We start from the raw sequence: 19,006 nt of genomic DNA on the forward strand, positions 1-19,006 counted from the left end.
ACAGAGAGGAACTTATACATGCTGCAACATATGAAAGGTGCGATCTTCGATCTGGATGGTGTGATCGTAGATACAGCCAAATACCATTTTCTCGCCTGGCGCTCACTCGCCGAGGAGCTGGGCTTCAATTTTACAGAAGAACATAATGAACGCCTCAAGGGTGTCAGCCGGATGCGTTCATTAGACATTCTGCTGGAAGTTGGAGGAGTGGAACTGCCAGAGGAGACGAAGCTCGCCATGGCTGAGAAGAAAAACCGCCGGTATGTGGAATATATATCGTCACTTGATGAATCTGAGCTGCTACCCGGGGTGAAGAACTACCTGAACGGCCTCAGAGAACAGGGGATTGGTATCGCACTCGGCTCTGCAAGCAAGAATGCCGATTTTATCCTCGATAAACTTAATATCAAAGAATTGTTTGATGTAGTTGTCGATGGTAACAAAGTAGCTCTTGCCAAGCCGGACCCGGAAGTATTCCTCAAAGCTTGCGAGGAACTAAAGCTGGAGCCTTCTGAATGCGTTGTATTCGAAGATGCGGAGGCTGGAGTTCAGGCAGGAAAAGCTGCTGGCATGCAGGTCGTCGGGATCGGCAAACCAGAAGTGCTGAAAGAAGCTGACTTTGTTGTTGCAGGATTGCACGAGATGAATACTCTTGATAGACTGGCCTAATGAGGGAATTATCTTCCTGAAGGAGATATTTCTTTTGAAGAACGTCTATTATAGGGGAAAGTTTGGTGGATAGCTATGGAATCATTGAGATTGTGGGCGGTGGAAGCTCCGGGAGCCCTTGGTACGGATTCTGAGGATATACCTGTCATTGAACCTTATCTCGCCCAAGGAGAAGGTAATGCTGCAGTGGTGATATGCCCTGGAGGCGGGTACGGCATGCGGGCATATCATGAAGGCGAGCCTGTGGCAAGATGGTTGAATACACTTGGTATCTCGGCATTTGTCCTTAGTTACCGCGTGGCTCCTTACCAGTATCCTTGCGCTTTGCAGGATGCCCAGCGTGCCATTCGCACCGTGCGGAACCGTTCTGATGAATACGGGATCGATCCACAAAGAATAGGGATTCTGGGATTCTCGGCCGGTGGCCATTTGGCCTCAACAGCAGGCGTACTGTTCGATGCTGGTAATCCACTATCGTCTGATCCCATCGAGTGGGAGTCCAGCCGCCCGGATTTTATGATTCTCTGTTACCCGGTCATCTCCTTCCAAGACGAATCCGTATATCACGGCGGTTCCAAGGATAACCTGCTTGGCTCCTCGCCGGACCCGGCACTTGTCGACCTGCTGAGCAGCGAACTTCAGGTTGGAGCGGATACCCCGAAGACCTTCCTATGGCATACTTCGGATGATGACGCTGTACCAGTCGAGAACAGCCTGTTATTCGCAGCGGCGCTGCGGAAGCATAACGTTCCCTTCGACCTTCATGTCTATGCCCACGGCAGCCACGGGCTCGGACTTGCCGAAGAGGACAGCCACGTCAGCGGCTGGAGTTACGCTTGCGCCTCCTGGCTTCGCATGAATGGCTACGCAAGATCCTGATTATTAACACTATAACTAATCCATTCAAGAAACGGCCCCATAGAGGTGGCCGTTTCTTTTTGCGTCCACACTATTAGATGGCGATTTTTGCTTCAGTTCGTAAATGGCAGATTCTTTTGTTTGGTTTGCAGATGGCAGTTTGCCTCCATGTGTAAGTAGCAGTTCCTTTTGACTCAGTAAGCTCCTTGCACGACATACACACATCTACGCTTGTACCGATATTACAGGGTTCAAAGGTAAGGTGCTTTCTGCTGTGAGGCTTCATTGCATTTTGTGCAGCAGATTGAGGCTTCATCAGCTCAAATTAGTGTTCTGTTGCATTTTGTACAATAGATTTTCACTTATTGCTCATATCCTATTAAATCAATTGCACCAATTGCAATAGAATCATTATTTTTCCTGAATTGGCCCGATTCTGTTGCACAGAATACAACAGATACCAACCATGAAATACTCAATGTTGTCCTTTCTCTGCCGAAGTTCGGCAGAACTCTCTAACTGAGCATTATCCAGTGATCTTCGTCCGGGAAACCGGATCACAGCAATCACTGATGCAACTGTTGCAGCCGCCGCCGCATGACGAAGTCACAGGTAATCCTTCCGCACGTGGAAGGTGACGGCGATTCACCATCCACCGCCTCCCGAAATACCCCCATTCTTTTTTCTGTTTGCGTGTTTACGCGAAGCCAGGTGACGAAGTCGCAAAGTGAAGGTTTGGAACCGGAGGAGCGTTAGCGTTCGCCTTTGTCCCCGGATTTCTACCGCTCAGCGGTAAAATCAGGAAATCCGGGGACAACAGCGACCGCAGGTCCAAACGCTTCACGCAGTGACGGCCTTATCACCTGTCCCGTAATCCTGCAGAACAGAAAAAACTGCATACAAATACCCATAATAAACATTAAAATAAACATAGTTGGGTCTTTGCCGCTTTGATATAGTATGTAAGCCGGGGGTGGAAAGAAATGCTGTCTTGGCTAACAAAGCCGCTTGTGAAGCTGAATGTGAAACAGCAGCTTATTTTGCTGTTTCTGGTTATGATTACTCCGATCTTGATTATGAATATCTATGGCAATATGAAGGCCGAGCAAATTCTCAAGCTGCATGTGACAAATGCGTATATGGAGCTGAATAAGCAGAACTTCACGATCATTAACCGGGATATTGAAACCGTCACCAAAATTACGACTACAGTGATCCAGAATCCGATCATGCAGCAGCTCAACATGTCCGGAAGTGATCCGGTACTGGAACGGGTGAAGCGCTATGAGACCATGGAGAAGCTGCTGGGCAGTTATTCTCAGGAGGTAGAGCGTAAAGACGGTGTCTATTATTCTCTCTATGTGTATGATCCGAATGATTACTACTTTTTCGCCCCGAATTTTCCGCAGGTGAAGAAAGCAGCGGTCTATTTTTTCTCCAAAGGTGAAGAACCCTACTGGTTTAAGCAGGCGGTTGAGAAAAAAGGCCGCGGATATCTGATGTATATGCAGAAGCTGAGCCCGCAGGCAGAGAATATGAAGACGTTAACTTATGTCCGGGCGGTCAATAACATATACAAAGGTACTGAGACCATCGGGGTATTGGTTGTAACAAAGATGGATTCCAAAATTGCCGAGTCTCTCAAAACGATATCCTTGCCAGACGGGGAGATTTATCTGACAGATTCCACGAACCGGGTGCTTGCTTCCACTACGGATGCTACAGGAGAGATCATCTCCTTACCTGCATCTGTAGAAGATGGAGATCCGGAAGGGATCTCGAATGGGATTACTTCTGATTTCATTTACGTCGTCAATAATAACCATGCCTTGGGACAGAAGCTGATCTATAAAATCCCGGTCAAGGCGCTGCTTCAGCAGCAGAGTGAGATTAAACGCGTAATTCAATACATTTCAGTTGCCTATTCACTGTTTGGAATCATCATTATTACTTATTTCTGGCGCTCACTGATGACTCCGTTGCAGAAGCTTGCTTTTTTCGTGCGTAAATATGAGCCGGGCAACCGGGTGCCGGAGACGCCCCGCCGGAGCAGCAACGATGAAGTCAGCGTGCTGATTGCCTCAACCTATGATATGGCGAGGAGGCTGAACGGCCTCATTACCTACAAGTACCAGATGGAACTGAAACAGAAAGAATCACAGCTGCAGCTTCTTTATCAGCAGATCAACCCGCACCTTCTATATAACACGCTGGAGAGCATATATTGGAAAAGCTCGCTGGAAGGCAATATTGAATCCGCCGAAATGATCAAGGAGCTGTCCAAGCTGATGAAGATCAGCCTGAGCCGGGGAAGGGAACTGATTACCCTGGAGGAAGAACTGGAGCATGTCACCGCCTATATCAAGCTCCAGCAGCACCGCTATGACTATGTGTTCAAGGTGTTTTGGTATATTGATCCCGAAGCGAAGAGTTACCTGATTCCTAAGATCACCCTGCAGCCGCTGGTGGAGAATGCCATCATTCATGGTGTCAAAAATATGGATGAAGACGGTGAAATCACCATTAGCGCTGTTGTGCAGGAGGAGATGATCCTGATCTGCATCGAGGATAACGGGTATAAGCCGGTTGACTATGAAGCCATTGACCGGTTGCTAAATGACGAGAAACCCGACCCTTTGATCGGATACGGCATCCGTAATATCAATCAGCGGATCCAGCTGCATTTCGGTCCTGATTACGGGATCAGCTACAGGCAGCGCACGGAGGGCGGCACTATTGTTTTTGTAAGACTTCCGAAATCACTGAATCAAGAATAAAGGAGAGCCTTGTATGTATAATATTCTGGTTGTGGATGATGAACCGTTAATTTGTAAAGGACTCAGCAGCCTGTTATCTTCATCCGGCCTGGATATCGGTCATATTTATACTGCCAATAGCGGCTTTGAAGCACTGGACTGCATCCGCATGGAGGAGATCGATCTGCTGGTCACCGATATCCAGATGGGGGCGATGAGCGGAATCGAACTGATGCAGCACGCCAAGCTGGCTAAGCCCTGGGTGCAGACCATCATTATTTCTGCGCATGAAACTTTTCAATATGCCCAAATGGCCGTACGTCTTGGAGCCAAGGACTATCTGATCAAGCCGCTGAACAGCGAGCAGTTCCTGGATTCCGTGAGAAATGTATTATTGAAAATGGGCAAGCCTTCGCCGGAGCTAGCAGCCTTCACACCCGGAGGAGGCGAGTATTTTCATCTGGAGGAGCCTCTGCCGGAATACAGTGAACTGCTGAACCAGCTCCTCCGGGAGTCGCATTCCGTAATAAACCATCCGGATCACGCCGAAACCTTGGAGAAAACGGGGTTGAAGGGTCCTTATTTTGCGATCATCAAAATTAAGCTTCCCTTATCTGAACTCTACCGCGACAAGAATTATAGCGACCGGGATAGACTGCTTGTCCGGTATGCTGCACTAAACATTGCTAAGGAACTCTTGGATCAGGAATGGGAATCCATTGCTTTTTATTCCGAGGAGGAAGAAATTTCGGTCATTATTCAGTGGAATGAACAGAGTTATGAAGAGTCGGCGGCGGGTCACATCAACCGTCTGGATATTCTGGGCCGCAGCTTTTATTTGAACATAGAGAAATATCTGCATGTCCACTGCGTGGTGGGCATCAGCCAGATTCTGAAAGGCATTTCGTTCATGGATGTGCTGAACCGTCAGGCTTCGAAGGCGATTCTCTGGAACAGGGAGCACAATGATTACTATGTCTTTTATTATGGCGACTTCAACTGGAACAACTATACGGTGGAGCCTTCTGCCGAAGAGATGTATACCCGGAGCAATCTGATTGTTCAGAAAGCTAAGGAATACATTGAAGAGAATTATGCGCAGAAGGGACTGACGATTCATGAAGTGGCTAAGAAAAACCACGTCAGTCCAAACTATCTCAGCTATTTGTTCAAGAAGAACACAGGTTTTAATCTGTGGGAATATGTGATCAAGCTGCGGATGGAAGAGAGCCGCGATATGATTCTAAATACAGATCTTCGGAGATATGAAATAGCAGAGAAGGTGGGGTATGAATCACCGGAGCATTTCAGCAAGATTTTCAAAAAATACTACGGAATCAGCCCCAGTGATTTGAAGAAGTAAGAACAGTCATGATTGCGGTAGATTTACACATGTTCAGGCCACCCCTCTTTTTCTACAATTTAAGTAAGTAGCATTTTGTACAAAATGCTGAAAGAAAAAAGGAATGAGGGAGCCTGATGGACCAAGCTGCAACAATGAAAGAACACCATCCAGTTGTCGTACAGGAGAGTAAGCCGTACAAACAGAACCGTTGGAAGAAGAACTTTTGGGGATACATGTTTCTGGTACCCGCACTGATTATTTTCATCATGTTTATGTGGGTTCCAATCTTTAAAGGTTTTCTCTACAGCTTTTACCATGTGGATTTTGTTAAAGGCAATACTTTTGTGGGGCTGGATAACTACTCGAGAGCGCTGACTGACCCCGATGTGCTGACAGCACTCAAGAACACGCTATATTACATGCTACTGTGTCTCATTATCGGTTTCTGGGTTCCGATTGCATTTGCTATCGCCATATCCGAATTGCGTAAATTCGGCGGTTTTGTGCGCGTTGCAGCCTACCTGCCGTTCGTTATGCCTGGTGTGGTGCTGTATGGATTATGGAGATGGTTGTATGATCCGGTAGGACCGATCAATGCACTGCTAACCTCGCTTGGGGCGGATCAGATTGCCTTTCTCACGACACCGAAGTGGTCTATGGTTTCACTGGTATTTATGGAGACCTGGCAGCAGTTCGGCTCGGGGATGCTGATCTATCTTGCAGCAGTACTCAGTATTCCGAGGGATTGGTACGAAGCTGCTGAAATTGATGGAGCCGGAGTTTGGGCGCGTATCCGCCATATCACTCTGCCGTCACTGCGCAACCTGATTATCCTGATGTTGATTCTGCAGATCATTGCGACCTCGCAAGGCTACCAGTCACAGCTCGCTTTGCTCGATGGCGGGCCGAATAATACTACGCTGACGTATGCGCTGCTAATCGTGAAATACGCATTTACCAGATTGGACTATGGTACGGCTACTGCGCTTGGTATGCTGATGTTCATTGTCCTGGGCGGTTTGGGCATTTTACAGTTCAAGCTCAACAAGGAGGATAACTAGGATGAAGAGTGCAGACAGAGGCATTTTATCAGAACATGATTTGAAAAAAACAAGCAATAAGATCGTTTATGGCATCATGGTGCTCGTGATCGCGATTATGGTCTTTACTATGCTGTACCCGATACTGATGACGATGTTCAATGGATTGAAATCGAATCAGGAGGTCAATTCCTTTCCGCCCCACTTCTTCCCGCAGGAATGGCATGCGGATAATCTCTCTAAGGCACTAGATTACATTGATCTACCGATGTTCCTCAGAAACACCATCTACATCTTCGTCGGAAATATGGTGGTGACTTTGGTAGTGCTGGGTATGGCTTCATTCAGTATTTCACGGATGAACGTGCCTTACCGGAAAGCCTTTTATTTCTTCTTTCTGATGACACTGTTTATTCCGGCAACCAGCTACATGATCCCGAACTTTGTCAACCTGAAGGAACTTGGGCTGCTTAATCAATATGCGGCGTTCTGGCTGCCGGCAGGTGCGAACACATTCTTTTTCCTGCTGCTAAAGAACTTTTTTGATGGGATACACCCTGAGATTTTCGAGGCAGCACGGATTGACGGGGCATCAGAGCCCAGAAGCTTTTTCACCATTGCGGTTCCGCTTTCCGTTCCGATCTTCGCCACCTTGGCCATCTTTATCTTCTCAACCGCATGGAATGACTGGTTCTGGCCATCCCTTGTAATGCATACGGAAGACAAATACACGCTTGCTACAGCCATCTATAAATATGTAATCAACGTCAAGGCGCTCAACACTAACATTAAATTTGCGATTCTGTTCCTTGTCTCGTTGCCGCCGATCCTTGTCTTTCTGATATTCCAGAAATTTATCATGCGAGGGGTAGCTTTGTCGGCTGTTAAGGGTTGATTGCAGGGTTGTGTGTTTTTAGAGCAATCGTAAACATGCACATGAAAGGAATATAAATGCACATCGTATGTAACCGGTTTCTATTTTATGATGATCCTGTAAGATAATTATGAATTGAAAAGGGGAGTTTCAATGCGTAAATTTTCCAGCATGCTGCTATGCCTCCTTGTGACGGGCTCGCTCTTGTCGGCTTGCGGCGGGAACAACAACAATGGTAATGCAGCAAATAAGGAAGGGAATACTCCGGCGGCGACCAATGCGGCTGCCACAGATAATGCCGGTAGCGACAATGCGGCAACGGATGATATCACCCAAAGAAAAGTAACCATCAAGATTCACTATCCAACACCTGACTTGACAGAAATGAGAGCTCAGGAAGATGACAAAATCAAACGGTTCCAAGCGGTTTATCCGAATGTTGAAATCGTTAAGGATGACTGGCAGTACAATGTAAGTGAAATTGGTGTGAAAATGGCTGCTAACGAAGCACCAACTTTCTTCAATACGTATGCAACTGAAGCGAAATTCCTCGTGGAAAAAGGCTGGGTAGCCGACATCACCGATCTGTGGAACAAATACGAATACAAAGACCAAATCAATCCGGTTCTGCAAAACCAATTCATTGTTGATGGTAAAGTTTTCGGTGTAACACAAAAGGGTTACGTAGTTACCACTATTATTAACAAGAAAATGCTGGACGAAAAAGGCGTGGCAGTTCCTGCGATGGACTGGACTTGGGATGACATGCTTGCTACTGCCAAAGGCGTAGCTGATGCCAAAAAAGGGATCTCCGGTATTGCTCCTATGGGTAAAGGTAATGAAGCAGGCTGGAACTGGACCAACTTCCTGTTCGAAGCCGGCGGAGAAATTCAAAAGATTGAAGGCGGCAAAGTGGTTACCGCATTCAACTCTGATGCAGGTGTGAAAGCACTGGACTTCTACAAAAAGTTGAGATGGGAAGCTAATGCTATTCCTCAAGACTGGGCACTCGGCTGGGGCGATGCTGTAGGTGCATTCCAACAAGGACGTACAGCAATGGTAATGGCCGGTTCTGACGGCGTTATCGAGCAAGCGCTGAACCAAGGCGGTTTGAAACCGGAGGAAGTTCTGACCTATCCAATGCCTGCAGCTGAAAAAGGCGGCAAGCACACTGGGGTTCTCGGCGGCGACTATCTTGTAATCAACCCGAACGCAACAAAAGACGAGCAAGAAATGGCATTCCGTTATATTACATTTGACTACTTTTCCGATAAAGGTCTGGAAGCACTTGATGCAATTATTGCCCAACGCGTAACGGACGGCAAATTCTTCATCCCGCCGCTTCTTGACTACTATGCTGCTGATTCCGAATTCGGCCAAAAAACCAAAGCTGTATATGACAAATACGATAACGTATACCAATACAGCCCTGACATTATGGCACTCTTGGACGGCAAACCTGAAGCACAATACAACACCCAGGACTACTATGCAACAATGTCCAACGTAATTCAGGAGCTCTTCTCTAAAGAAGGAACAGATTCCAAAAAACAACTGGACGATGCAGCCAAAATCGTTCAAGAGAAATTCTTTGATACCATCAAAGTAGAGTAGTTTGCAGTAATCCTAAATAACCTCTCTTCAGAAACAGCGCATGATGCTGTTAAGAAGAGAGGTTATTTAAATTTTTAAACATATTGACCGATATATATTGTATACTAAATTATGGGACCCCAATTGGAAATGAAAGCGCTTTGAAAACAAATCAAAAAAAGTTTATAGTATGTGAAAGATTTCACTATGCAAGACGAAAAAGATGTGATATGATTGGTTTGTGAAAAAAATAACAAAGTGTTTGACAGGAGGAACGAGAGAAAATGGCAGTTAAAAACGAAGTGCCAACTCAGGCAAAGCAAGCTTCCGCTGAGGAATATATCCAGACATTGGTGGACAAAGCAAAGAAAGCATTAGATGAGTTCATGCTTCTCGATCAAGAGCAAGTGAACAAAATTGTGCAGGCTATGGCGCTGGCTGGTCTCGACAAACACATGTATCTGGCAAAACTGGCTATTGAAGAAACAGGCCGTGGAGTATATGAAGACAAAATCACCAAGAACATTTTCGCAACTGAATACATCTACAACAACATCAAGTACGATAAAACAGTTGGTGTTATTGAAGACAACAAATATGAGAACTTCCAAAAGATCGCTGAACCAGTAGGTATCGTAATGGGTATTACTCCGGTAACTAACCCAACATCCACTACAATGTTCAAAGCATTGATCGCTATCAAAACTCGTAACCCGATCATCTTCGGTTTCCATCCATCTGCACAAGAGTGCAGTAAGGAAGCAGCAAGAATCTTGGCTGAAGCCGCTGTAAAAGCTGGCGCACCTGAGAACTGTATCCAATGGATCGATGCACCAACTATGGACAAAACAAATGCTCTGATGAACAACGATGACGTTGCATTGATTCTGGCAACTGGCGGTTCCGCAATGGTTAAAGCGGCTTACAGCTGCGGCAAACCAGCACTTGGCGTAGGTCCTGGTAACGTTCCTTGCTTCATTGAAAAGAGTGCAGACCTTGACCAAGCAGTAACCGACCTTATTCTTTCCAAATCTTTCGACAATGGTATGATCTGTGCATCCGAGCAGGCTGTAATTATAGAAGAACCAATCTTCGACCAAGTGAAGAAGAAAATGATCGCATCCGGTTGTTACTTCGTAAATAAAGAAGAAGCTGCTAAATTGACTAACGGTGCAATGAACGTTGAGAAATGCGCAGTTAACCCGGCAATTGTTGGACAATCCGCTGTGAAGATCGCTGAAATGTGCGGTATTCAAGTACCAGCCGGAACTAAAATTCTGGTTGCTGAAATCGAAGGCGTAGGTACTAAATACCCGCTGTCCGCTGAGAAGCTGAGCCCGGTTCTGGCTTGCTACAAAGTGAAAAACGCTGATCAAGGTATCGAGCGTGCAGCTCAAATCGTAGAGTTCGGAGGCATGGGCCACAGCTCCGCTATCCACTCTAACAATGAAGAAGTTATCATGAAATTCTCCAACCGTCTGCAAACTGGACGTATTCTGGTGAACTCGCCATCCACACACGGCGCGATCGGCGATATCTACAACACAAATATCCCTTCATTGACACTGGGATGCGGATCTTACGGACGTAACTCGGTATCGCAAAACGTTACAGCAATTAACTTGATCAACGTGAAAAGGGTGAACCGTCGTACCGTGAATATGCAATGGTTTAAAATTCCTGATAAGATCTATTTCGAAAAAGGATCCACTCAATACCTGGCAAAAATGCCTGACATCACACGCGTTGCAATCATCACTGACCCAATGATGGTGAAACTGGGTTATGTTGAAAGAGTTGAGCACTACCTGCGTCAACGCCAAACACCAGTAGCGATCGAAGTGTTCTCTGAAGTTGAACCGGATCCATCGACAACTACTGTGGACAAGGGTACTGCAATGATGCAAAGATTCCAACCAGACTGCATCATCGCACTCGGCGGCGGTTCCCCTATGGATGCTGCCAAAGCTATGTGGTTGTTCTATGAATACCCAGATACTGATTTCAACGATCTGAAACAAAAATTCATGGATATCCGCAAACGGATTTACAAATACCCGCGTCTGGGTTCCAAAGCGAAATTCGTAGCGATTCCTACAACTTCGGGTACAGGTTCTGAAGTGACTTCCTTCGCGGTAATCACTGACAAAACTGCCGGAAGCAACACTAAATATCCGCTTGCTGATTATGAGCTGACTCCAGACGTAGCAATCGTGGATCCAGAGTTCGTATATAGCTTGCCAAAAACTGCAGTTGCTGATACAGGTATGGACGTATTGACACATGCTATTGAAGCTTATGTGTCCGTAATGGCCAGCGACTACTCTGATGGTCTGGCAATCAAAGCGATCCAACTCGTATTCCAATGGTTGGAGAAATCCGCTCTGGAAGCTGACAAATTGGCACGCGAAAAAATGCACAATGCGTCGACACTTGCTGGTATGGCGTTCGCAAATGCGTTCCTGGGTATCAACCACAGTTTGGCCCATAAATGGGGCGGTCAATACCACACTGCTCACGGTCGTACCAATGCAATTCTGATGCCTCACGTAATCCGCTACAATGCGAAAAAACCGTCGAAGTTCGCTTCGTTCCCTAAATACTCGCACTTCGTAGCTGACGAGCGTTATGCAGAAATCGCACGTATCTTGGGACTTCCTGCACGTACAACAGAAGAAGGCGTAACAAGCTTGATCAACGCCATTCGTGACCTGAACAAAAAACTCGGTATCGAAGAGTCCTTCCAACAACTTGGATTTGATCCTAAGGATTTCGAATCCCGTGTTGATTACTTGGCTGACCGTGCATTTGAAGACCAATGTACAACTGCGAATCCGAAGTTGCCACTGGTTACTGAACTTGCTGATGTATATCGCAATGCTTTCTACGGTCGTTTCGATAACTAAAATTCAGGTTTAACCTGAAACATGGGTTGAACTAAGAATTGGGGGGCAATTGCCCCCCAATTTTATAATTTCAAGGATAGTGACAAATATCACGAAAAAGCAGGAAAACGTGATATATATCACAGTGCCAGCCGGGATTTTAAACTAAACTGTTTATATAAGATCCCAAGCAATAAATCAAATTGTATTGTGAAAATTTGAACTAATGTTGAGGGATCACGAGACACGGGATCAACCTTCAAGCCCGCGATCTTACAATATTATAAATATATATATATGGAGGGATTTAGCATGTCGGTGATTGAAAAAGATGTACAAGAGGTAAAGTCGGGATGGCGTTCTTTTACTAAGGGTAAATGGTCCAAGAAAGTAAACGTAAATGATTTTATTGAGAAGAACATCCTGCCTTATCACGGGAAAGAAGATTTCCTTGCAGGAGCTACTCACAACACTAACGAACTTTGGAAACTCGTGTCGGAAATGACCAAGCAAGAAATTGCGAACGGTGGCGTATTGGATGTGGATGTTAATACTGTATCCACAATCGTATCCCATAATCCGGGTTATATCGACAAAGACAAGGAACAAATCGTCGGCGTTCAAACTGACGCTCCTTTCAAACGTTCTATTCAACCTTTTGGCGGAATTAAAATGATGATCGATGCCTGCAACGCATACGGATTTGAACTTCCGCAAGGCATTGTTGACATGTTCACGAACATTCGTAAAACGCATAACCAAGGCGTATTTGATGCATATACAAGCGATATGAGAGCAGCCCGTAAATCCGGTGTTATTACTGGTCTTCCTGATGCTTACGGCCGTGGTCGTATTATCGGTGACTACCGTCGTGTAGCTCTTTACGGTGTTGACTTCCTGATTAAAGAAAAGAAACAAGACCTGCTCAACCTTGAAGTGGATTCCATGAGCGATCATGTCATTCGTCTTCGCGAAGAGCTGTCCGAGCAAATTCGTGCTCTGGGCGAACTGAAAAAAATGGCTGAAATGCACGGCTTCGATATTTCCAAGCCTGCTAACACGGCTAAAGAAGCCTTCCAATGGGTATACTTCGGTTACCTTGCTGCAATCAAAGAACAAAACGGTGCGGCAATGTCCCTTGGACGCGTATCCTCGTTCCTTGACATCTATGTAGAACGTGATCTGGCTGAAGGTACTTTGACTGAAGAACAAGCACAAGAAATGGTTGACCATTTCGTAATGAAATTGCGTATCGTTAAGTTCTTGCGTACACCTGACTATAACGAACTGTTCAGTGGAGACCCAACTTGGGTTACTGAATCCATCGGCGGTATGTCTGTTAATGGTGAAACTCGCGTAACTAAGAACAGCTTCCGTTTCCTTCACACTTTGTACAACCTGGGTCCAGCTCCAGAGCCGAACTTGACTGTTCTCTGGTCTGAGAAAATGCCTGAAGGCTTCAAGAAATATTGTGCTAAGGTTTCTATCGAAACTAGCTCGATCCAATACGAGAATGACGATTTGATGCGTCCGATTTACGGCGATGACTACGGTATCGCTTGCTGCGTATCCGCAATGCGTATCGGTAAACAAATGCAATTCTTTGGAGCTCGTGCTAACTTGGCTAAAGCTTTGCTGTATGCGATCAACGGTGGTGTGGATGAGAAGTCTGGCGCACAAGTTGGACCTGAACTGCCACGCATCACTTCCGAATATCTCGATTATAACGAAGTAATGAAACGCTTCAAACCAATGATGGACTGGTTGGCTAAGCTGTACATGAATACTTTGAACGTAATTCACTACATGCACGATAAATATTCCTATGAGCGTATTGAAATGGCCCTGCATGACCGCGACATTCTGCGGACCATGGCTTGCGGTATTGCTGGTCTGTCTGTAGCAGCTGACTCCCTGAGCGCCATCAAACACGCAAAAGTTAAAGTCATCCGTAACGAACAAGGCATCGCCGTTGATTTCGAAACAGAAGGTGAATTCCCTTGCTATGGTAACAATGACGATGCTGTTGACAACATCGCTGTTGAACTGGTAGAAACGTTCATGACTATGATCCGTAAACATCACGCTTACCGTGACGCTCTGCCGACTCAATCGGTACTGACCATCACTTCCAACGTAGTATACGGTAAGAAAACAGGAACAACTCCTGATGGACGTAAAAAAGGCGAACCATTCGCTCCAGGTGCGAACCCAATGCACGGGCGCGATAAGAAAGGTGCTTTGGCTTCCCTTAGCTCCGTTGCTAAACTGCCTTACGAAGATAGCCTTGACGGTATCTCCAACACCTTCTCTATCGTACCGAAAGCACTTGGTAAAGACGAAGAAGGACGCAAATCCAACCTGGTATCCATGCTGGACGGATACTTTAACAGCAAAGGCCATCACCTGAATGTTAACGTGTTTGCACGTGAGCAATTGATGGATGCGATGGAACACCCAGAGAACTACCCACAATTGACTATCCGTGTATCCGGTTATGCTGTTAACTTCATCAAGCTGACTCGCGAGCAACAAATGGACGTTATCAACCGTACCTTCCACGGTGCAATGTAATAATTCCTTCTAATGTACGAATGAACAGTACATTGAAATAGCTGCAAGATATGCCGCCCTTGTAAAGAGGGCGGTACTATCTTGTCTGAAGATTGTTAAAATTTTAAATTTTGGACTGCGTTAAGGAGAGGATACAACCATGGCTAATGGACGCATACATTCCCTGGAAACCTTCGGAACCGTAGATGGACCAGGTATCCGCTTTGTTTTATTCATGCAGGGCTGCCTGTTGAAATGCCAGTATTGTCATAATCCGGACACTTGGAACTTGGATGAAGGCAATGAAATGAGTATTGAGGATGTGCTCGCTGAAATTGAGCCATACTTGAATTACTACCGCAGCTCTGGAGGCGGATTAACCGTATCTGGTGGTGAACCAACACTGCAGGCACATTTTGTGAAACAGCTGTTCACCGAAGTGAAGAAACGTTGGAACCTGCATACTACACTGGACACCAATGGTTATAATGAAGGCGACAGAATCAATGATTTGCTGGATGTTACGGATTTGGTTCTGCTTGACCTTAAACATATAGACGATGAGGCTCATATCAAGCTCACCGGTAAATCCAATGACCGTACGCTGAAGCTGGCACGTTGGCTCTCAGATCATAACCGCAAGATGTGGATTCGCCATGTTTATGTTCCAGGGATTCACGACAAGGAAGAGGATCTGCTTAACCTCGGCCGCTTTATTGGAACCTTAAACGGAGTAGAAAAGTTTGAGATTCTGCCATACCATCAGATGGGGATATATAAATGGGAAATGCTTGGCAAAGCCTATGAGCTGGAAGGCGTTCCTTCACCGACTGAAGAGGAAGTTGCACGGGCCTATCGTTTGATTGAAGAGGGACGTAAACAAACTGCATTAGTGTAACCATAATTTTATACAAGCCGTTCCAAGTAGTGATCTACTTTTGGAGCGGCTTTTATTTTGCTGGCCCGTTTAATTTCACTTTAATTGTATAAGAATGCTGACGCACTTAGTTTGATACATAAGTGTTTTGGATATTTGTGTTACATAATATAACTATTTGAGTTAGGTTATCGGCATTTAACCGCTTACATAAGAGTATTTTATCCCTATTGTAGATGAATCTTAACCTTACGTTATGAGAAGGCGTTTTCTATAATAAGAAGTGTAAAGGAAATCAATATATAGGGAGGGTCACAATAATGAAAAAAGGTTTAACAATGCTAGTATCCCTGATTTTCGTCACCTCTGCTTTATTGACCGGCTGTGGAGGAAATAACAACAACGAGAATACTGCTGAAGCAACGAACGCTCCGGCTGCAACTAATGCTGCCGCCACCGAAGAACCAGCCAAAGCTGAACCGTTTGAAATGACGATCCGGCATACTCAGGTTGGTGCAGATAAACAGAAACGTCTTGCTATTCTGGAAGATGTAGTAGCCAAGGTTCAAGGCGAAGTTCCTGGTCTGACGTTCAAGCTGGATGGTGTAGATTCAGATGTGAACCGTAAAGAAAAGCTGCGCGGTGAAATGGCTGCCGGAAATCCTCCTGAAATCTTTGACCTCTTCGGAAGTCCGGATTCCAAGATCTATGCCAAGGAAGGCAAGCTGCTTGACCTGACGCCAATTCTTGAAGAATTGGGCATCAAGGACAAATTCTCCAATTTAGATCCATTTACTTATGAAGGCAAGATCTACGGATTGCCAATCGGCGGTTCCGGTGAAGGCTTCTTTTATAACAAAGGGTATTATGAAAGCAAGGGCTGGAAAGCTCCGACAACCTTTGCAGAGCTGGAACAGCAACTGGCAGATATCAAAGCTGACGGCAAAGTGCCGCTTGCGGGCGCATCCAAGGCAGGCTGGGTACCTCTGATGCTGGCTAACCACCTGTGGTCACGTTATGCAGGTCCGGACGTAACAGCCAAGTTCGCTACCGGTGAAGCTAAATGGAGCGATCCTAATGTGGTTAAAGGGTTTGCGAAGTATAAAGAATGGGTAGACAAAGGTTACTTCAAAAAAGGTGAGCTTGGCTTCGAATATGCGGAGTATACCACTCAATTCACCAGTGAAGAAGCTATCCTGATGTATGACGGAACTTGGAAATCCTCGGTCTTCAAGGATGGCCAATCTGGCGCGAACCTGATCGGTAAAGTTGGATTCTTCAATATTCCTCCGGTTGATGGTGGCGTTGGTGATCAAACAGCACTTATGCGCGACGTTAACAATGGATATGGTTTCTCCTCTGCTGTTGCGGATGATCCTCAGAAGCTGGCAGCCGTTAAATCGTTCATCAAGAACTTATTCAATGAAGAAATGCAATTGCGCGGACTTGTGGAAGACGGTGTGCTTCCTGCGATGAAGATTGACCAAGCGGTGCTGAACGAGAACATTACCGATGATCTGATGAGCGAAATTGTAGCAGTTCTCAACAACGCACAATCCTCATTCCCGGCTTTTGACTCTCTGGTTCAAGCAGACGTTACGACTGAAATTAGTAACATTCAAATTCAAAGCTTAATCGGTGGTCAGACTACACCTGAGAAAATGGGTGCTGCCCTACAAGCCGTACAAGAAGAAGCTAACGCTGCAGTAGAATAAGAGGCAATGAACTGAATGTACCCTGGCGATACGTCAGGGTATTTTTTTTAAGAGAAATCCGTTGAGATCACCATTTATATGCCTAAGTTTTCTATCGCTGATGTCAGAGCAACTGGAGGTAGTCATGAATAAGGCACTAAGAAGTCCCGTGATATTTATCCTGTTTATATTGCCCGCATTATTTCTATTCTTGATGTTCTTTATTTACCCTATATTCAGCTCTATCTATTACAGCTTTACCAGCTGGAATGGTGTATCGGATACGGTGAAATATGCTGGTATGGCTAATTTTAAGAAAGCGCTTGGGGATGACCGGTTCTGGATTTCCGCTAAAAATAACGGCTATTTTATTCTTTTCTCTATATTTGTGCAAGTACCCCTGATTGTACTTTTCTCCTTATTGATTGCCAATGTGAAGAAGCTAAAGGGGCTCTATAAAACTGCTGTATTTATGCCATCGATAATGTCAACGGCTGTAATAGGGATCCTGTGGGGATTTATCTATGAGCCTAATATTGGTCTAATCAACAAATTGCTTGGGCTAGTCGGCATAGATCCGGTATATTGGCTGTCGGATGAAAAATTCGCAATGCTGTCCATTCTGATTACGAATGCCTGGCAGTGGACCGGATTCTATATAGTTATGGTTCTGGCGGCGATTCTGGCAATTCCGGGTGAATTGGATGAAGCTGCAATGATAGACGGTGCCACTGGTTTCCAGCGGGCTACGAAGATTACACTCCCTCTGATCATGCCAATTATTTCTGTAGTCATCATGTTATCCATCGCAGGAGCCATGAAAGCAGCAGATATAGTTATTGTTATGACAAAGGGTGGACCGGCCGGTTCAACTGAGGTAATGGCTACTTATATGATTAAATATGCAATCACTAACTTTAAATATGGCTACGGCAATGCGATTGCTGTACTTATCTTCGTATTCACATTGGTCGTAACGACTCTTTATCAGCTGCTGGTTGCCCGGCGCAGTGAAAGGATTGAATACTGATGCTACGTAACCTGAAAAAGAGTATCCCGCATATTGTGCTGCTGTCGTATCTTCTTGTTATTCTTTTTCCTTTTCTATTCGTGCTCTTCTCCTCTGTGAAGAAGGATAACAATGCAATTGCACTGAATCCTTTCGGAATTCCGAAGGAATTTGTATTCAATAACTATGTGGAAGCCTGGGTAAATGCCAAAATCAGCACCTATTTCTTCAACAGTTTGTACATTTCTATTTTCTCTTCTGTGGTAACTATTATCTTGGGAGCTATGTTTGCTTTTGCGGTTACCCGTATGCGGCAAGGAAAATGGAATACCATTCTTTTCTCGTTAGTACTGGTCGGGATGCTGATACCGAATAATGCGCTGATGCTTCCTATTTACACCATCGTGCGGAAACTGCACATTCTGAATACGCATTGGGCGCTAATCATTCCTTATATCGCTAACGCTATTCCTTTTACTATTATTATACTCGCGGCGTTTATGCGTTCTCTGCCAAGGGAGATTGAAGAAGCAGCAGTCATGGACGGCTTGAAGGCGCAAGGTATCTTTGCTAGAATTATTGTACCTCTGACCGTACCTGCAATGGTGACTGTATTCATCGTCAATTTCCTGGGAAATTGGAATGAATTCCTGCTTGCCAACTACTTCCTCTCCAATGATGAGCTGCGCACCCTTCCGGTAGGAATGGTTCAGTTCCGTGATCAATACCAGATGAATTATGCGCAAATGTCTGCAGGGATCGTCTACAGCGTGGTGCCAGTCATCATTATTTATGCGATTCTGCAGGAGAAGATCATTGAAGGAGTAACTGCGGGCAGCGTTAAAGGATAACC

14 protein-coding genes are annotated in these 19,006 nt (G+C 45.4%); 13 read left to right on the top strand and 1 reads right to left on the bottom strand.

Features of this window, described 5'->3' with window-relative positions; translation table 11 throughout:
• Positions 1–18 precede the first annotated feature (18 nt).
• Both pgmB and ACAN55_RS10705 read left to right on the top strand, forming a co-directional pair.
• Positions 19–669: a beta-phosphoglucomutase gene (pgmB, locus tag ACAN55_RS10700; protein WP_379131880.1), complete on the top strand. Its 651-nt coding sequence runs from the start codon at positions 19–21 to the stop codon at positions 667–669.
• 75 nt (positions 670–744) lie between these two features.
• Positions 745–1,548: an alpha/beta hydrolase gene (locus ACAN55_RS10705; RefSeq protein WP_379131884.1), complete on the top strand. Its 804-nt coding sequence runs from the start codon at positions 745–747 to the stop codon at positions 1,546–1,548.
• 505 nt (positions 1,549–2,053) lie between these two features.
• On the opposite strand, the gene ACAN55_RS10710 is transcribed toward ACAN55_RS10705, so the two are convergent.
• Complete coding sequence (locus ACAN55_RS10710; RefSeq protein WP_379131887.1) at positions 2,054–2,179, bottom strand: hypothetical protein; 126 nt, start codon at positions 2,177–2,179, stop codon at positions 2,054–2,056.
• Between the two features lie 331 nt (positions 2,180–2,510).
• Between ACAN55_RS10710 and ACAN55_RS10715 the strand changes: the two genes are divergently transcribed.
• The 11 genes from ACAN55_RS10715 to ACAN55_RS10765 all read left to right on the top strand — a co-directional run bounded on the left by ACAN55_RS10715 (position 2,511) and on the right by ACAN55_RS10765 (position 19,004).
• On the top strand, positions 2,511–4,304 hold the full coding sequence (locus tag ACAN55_RS10715; RefSeq protein ID WP_379131889.1) for a cache domain-containing sensor histidine kinase: 1,794 nt from the start codon (positions 2,511–2,513) through the stop codon (positions 4,302–4,304).
• Positions 4,305–4,317: 13 nt separating this feature from the next.
• Positions 4,318–5,646 (top strand): response regulator transcription factor, encoded by a 1,329-nt coding sequence (locus tag ACAN55_RS10720; protein WP_379131892.1) that lies wholly within the window; start codon positions 4,318–4,320, stop codon positions 5,644–5,646.
• A 134-nt stretch (positions 5,647–5,780) separates the two neighbouring features.
• The gene (locus ACAN55_RS10725) at positions 5,781–6,689 is read left to right on the top strand and encodes a carbohydrate ABC transporter permease (RefSeq protein ID WP_379131896.1); all 909 of its coding nucleotides are present in this window, start codon (positions 5,781–5,783) and stop codon (positions 6,687–6,689) included.
• Position 6,690: 1 nt separating this feature from the next.
• Entirely contained in the window at positions 6,691–7,563 is an 873-nt protein-coding gene (locus ACAN55_RS10730) for a carbohydrate ABC transporter permease (protein ID WP_379131899.1), read from the top strand.
• A gap of 132 nt (positions 7,564–7,695) precedes the next feature.
• Positions 7,696–9,156: an ABC transporter substrate-binding protein gene (locus ACAN55_RS10735; protein ID WP_379131905.1), complete on the top strand. Its 1,461-nt coding sequence runs from the start codon at positions 7,696–7,698 to the stop codon at positions 9,154–9,156.
• A 263-nt stretch (positions 9,157–9,419) separates the two neighbouring features.
• Positions 9,420–12,041: a bifunctional acetaldehyde-CoA/alcohol dehydrogenase gene (gene adhE, locus ACAN55_RS10740; protein WP_379131908.1), complete on the top strand. Its 2,622-nt coding sequence runs from the start codon at positions 9,420–9,422 to the stop codon at positions 12,039–12,041.
• A 291-nt stretch (positions 12,042–12,332) separates the two neighbouring features.
• A complete protein-coding gene (gene pflB, locus ACAN55_RS10745; RefSeq protein WP_379131911.1) occupies positions 12,333–14,594 on the top strand; it encodes a formate C-acetyltransferase in 2,262 nt (753 codons plus the stop codon).
• A gap of 139 nt (positions 14,595–14,733) precedes the next feature.
• Positions 14,734–15,471, top strand: coding sequence for a pyruvate formate-lyase-activating protein (gene pflA / locus ACAN55_RS10750; RefSeq protein WP_379131914.1), 738 nt, complete (start codon positions 14,734–14,736; stop codon positions 15,469–15,471).
• Between the two features lie 299 nt (positions 15,472–15,770).
• Positions 15,771–17,165 carry an ABC transporter substrate-binding protein gene (locus ACAN55_RS10755; protein ID WP_379131917.1) on the top strand — a complete coding sequence of 465 codons (1,395 nt, stop codon included), beginning with the start codon at positions 15,771–15,773 and terminating at the stop codon, positions 17,163–17,165.
• Positions 17,166–17,289: 124 nt separating this feature from the next.
• Complete coding sequence (locus ACAN55_RS10760; RefSeq protein ID WP_379131976.1) at positions 17,290–18,174, top strand: carbohydrate ABC transporter permease; 885 nt, start codon at positions 17,290–17,292, stop codon at positions 18,172–18,174.
• Positions 18,174–19,004 carry a carbohydrate ABC transporter permease gene (locus tag ACAN55_RS10765; protein ID WP_379131919.1) on the top strand — a complete coding sequence of 277 codons (831 nt, stop codon included), beginning with the start codon at positions 18,174–18,176 and terminating at the stop codon, positions 19,002–19,004. The genes ACAN55_RS10760 and ACAN55_RS10765 overlap by 1 nt, the downstream gene beginning before the upstream one ends.
• Positions 19,005–19,006: the final 2 nt, after the last annotated feature.

Source organism: Paenibacillus oryziterrae (assembly GCF_042610485.1).
Taxonomy (GTDB): Bacteria; Bacillota; Bacilli; order Paenibacillales; family Paenibacillaceae; genus Paenibacillus_AQ.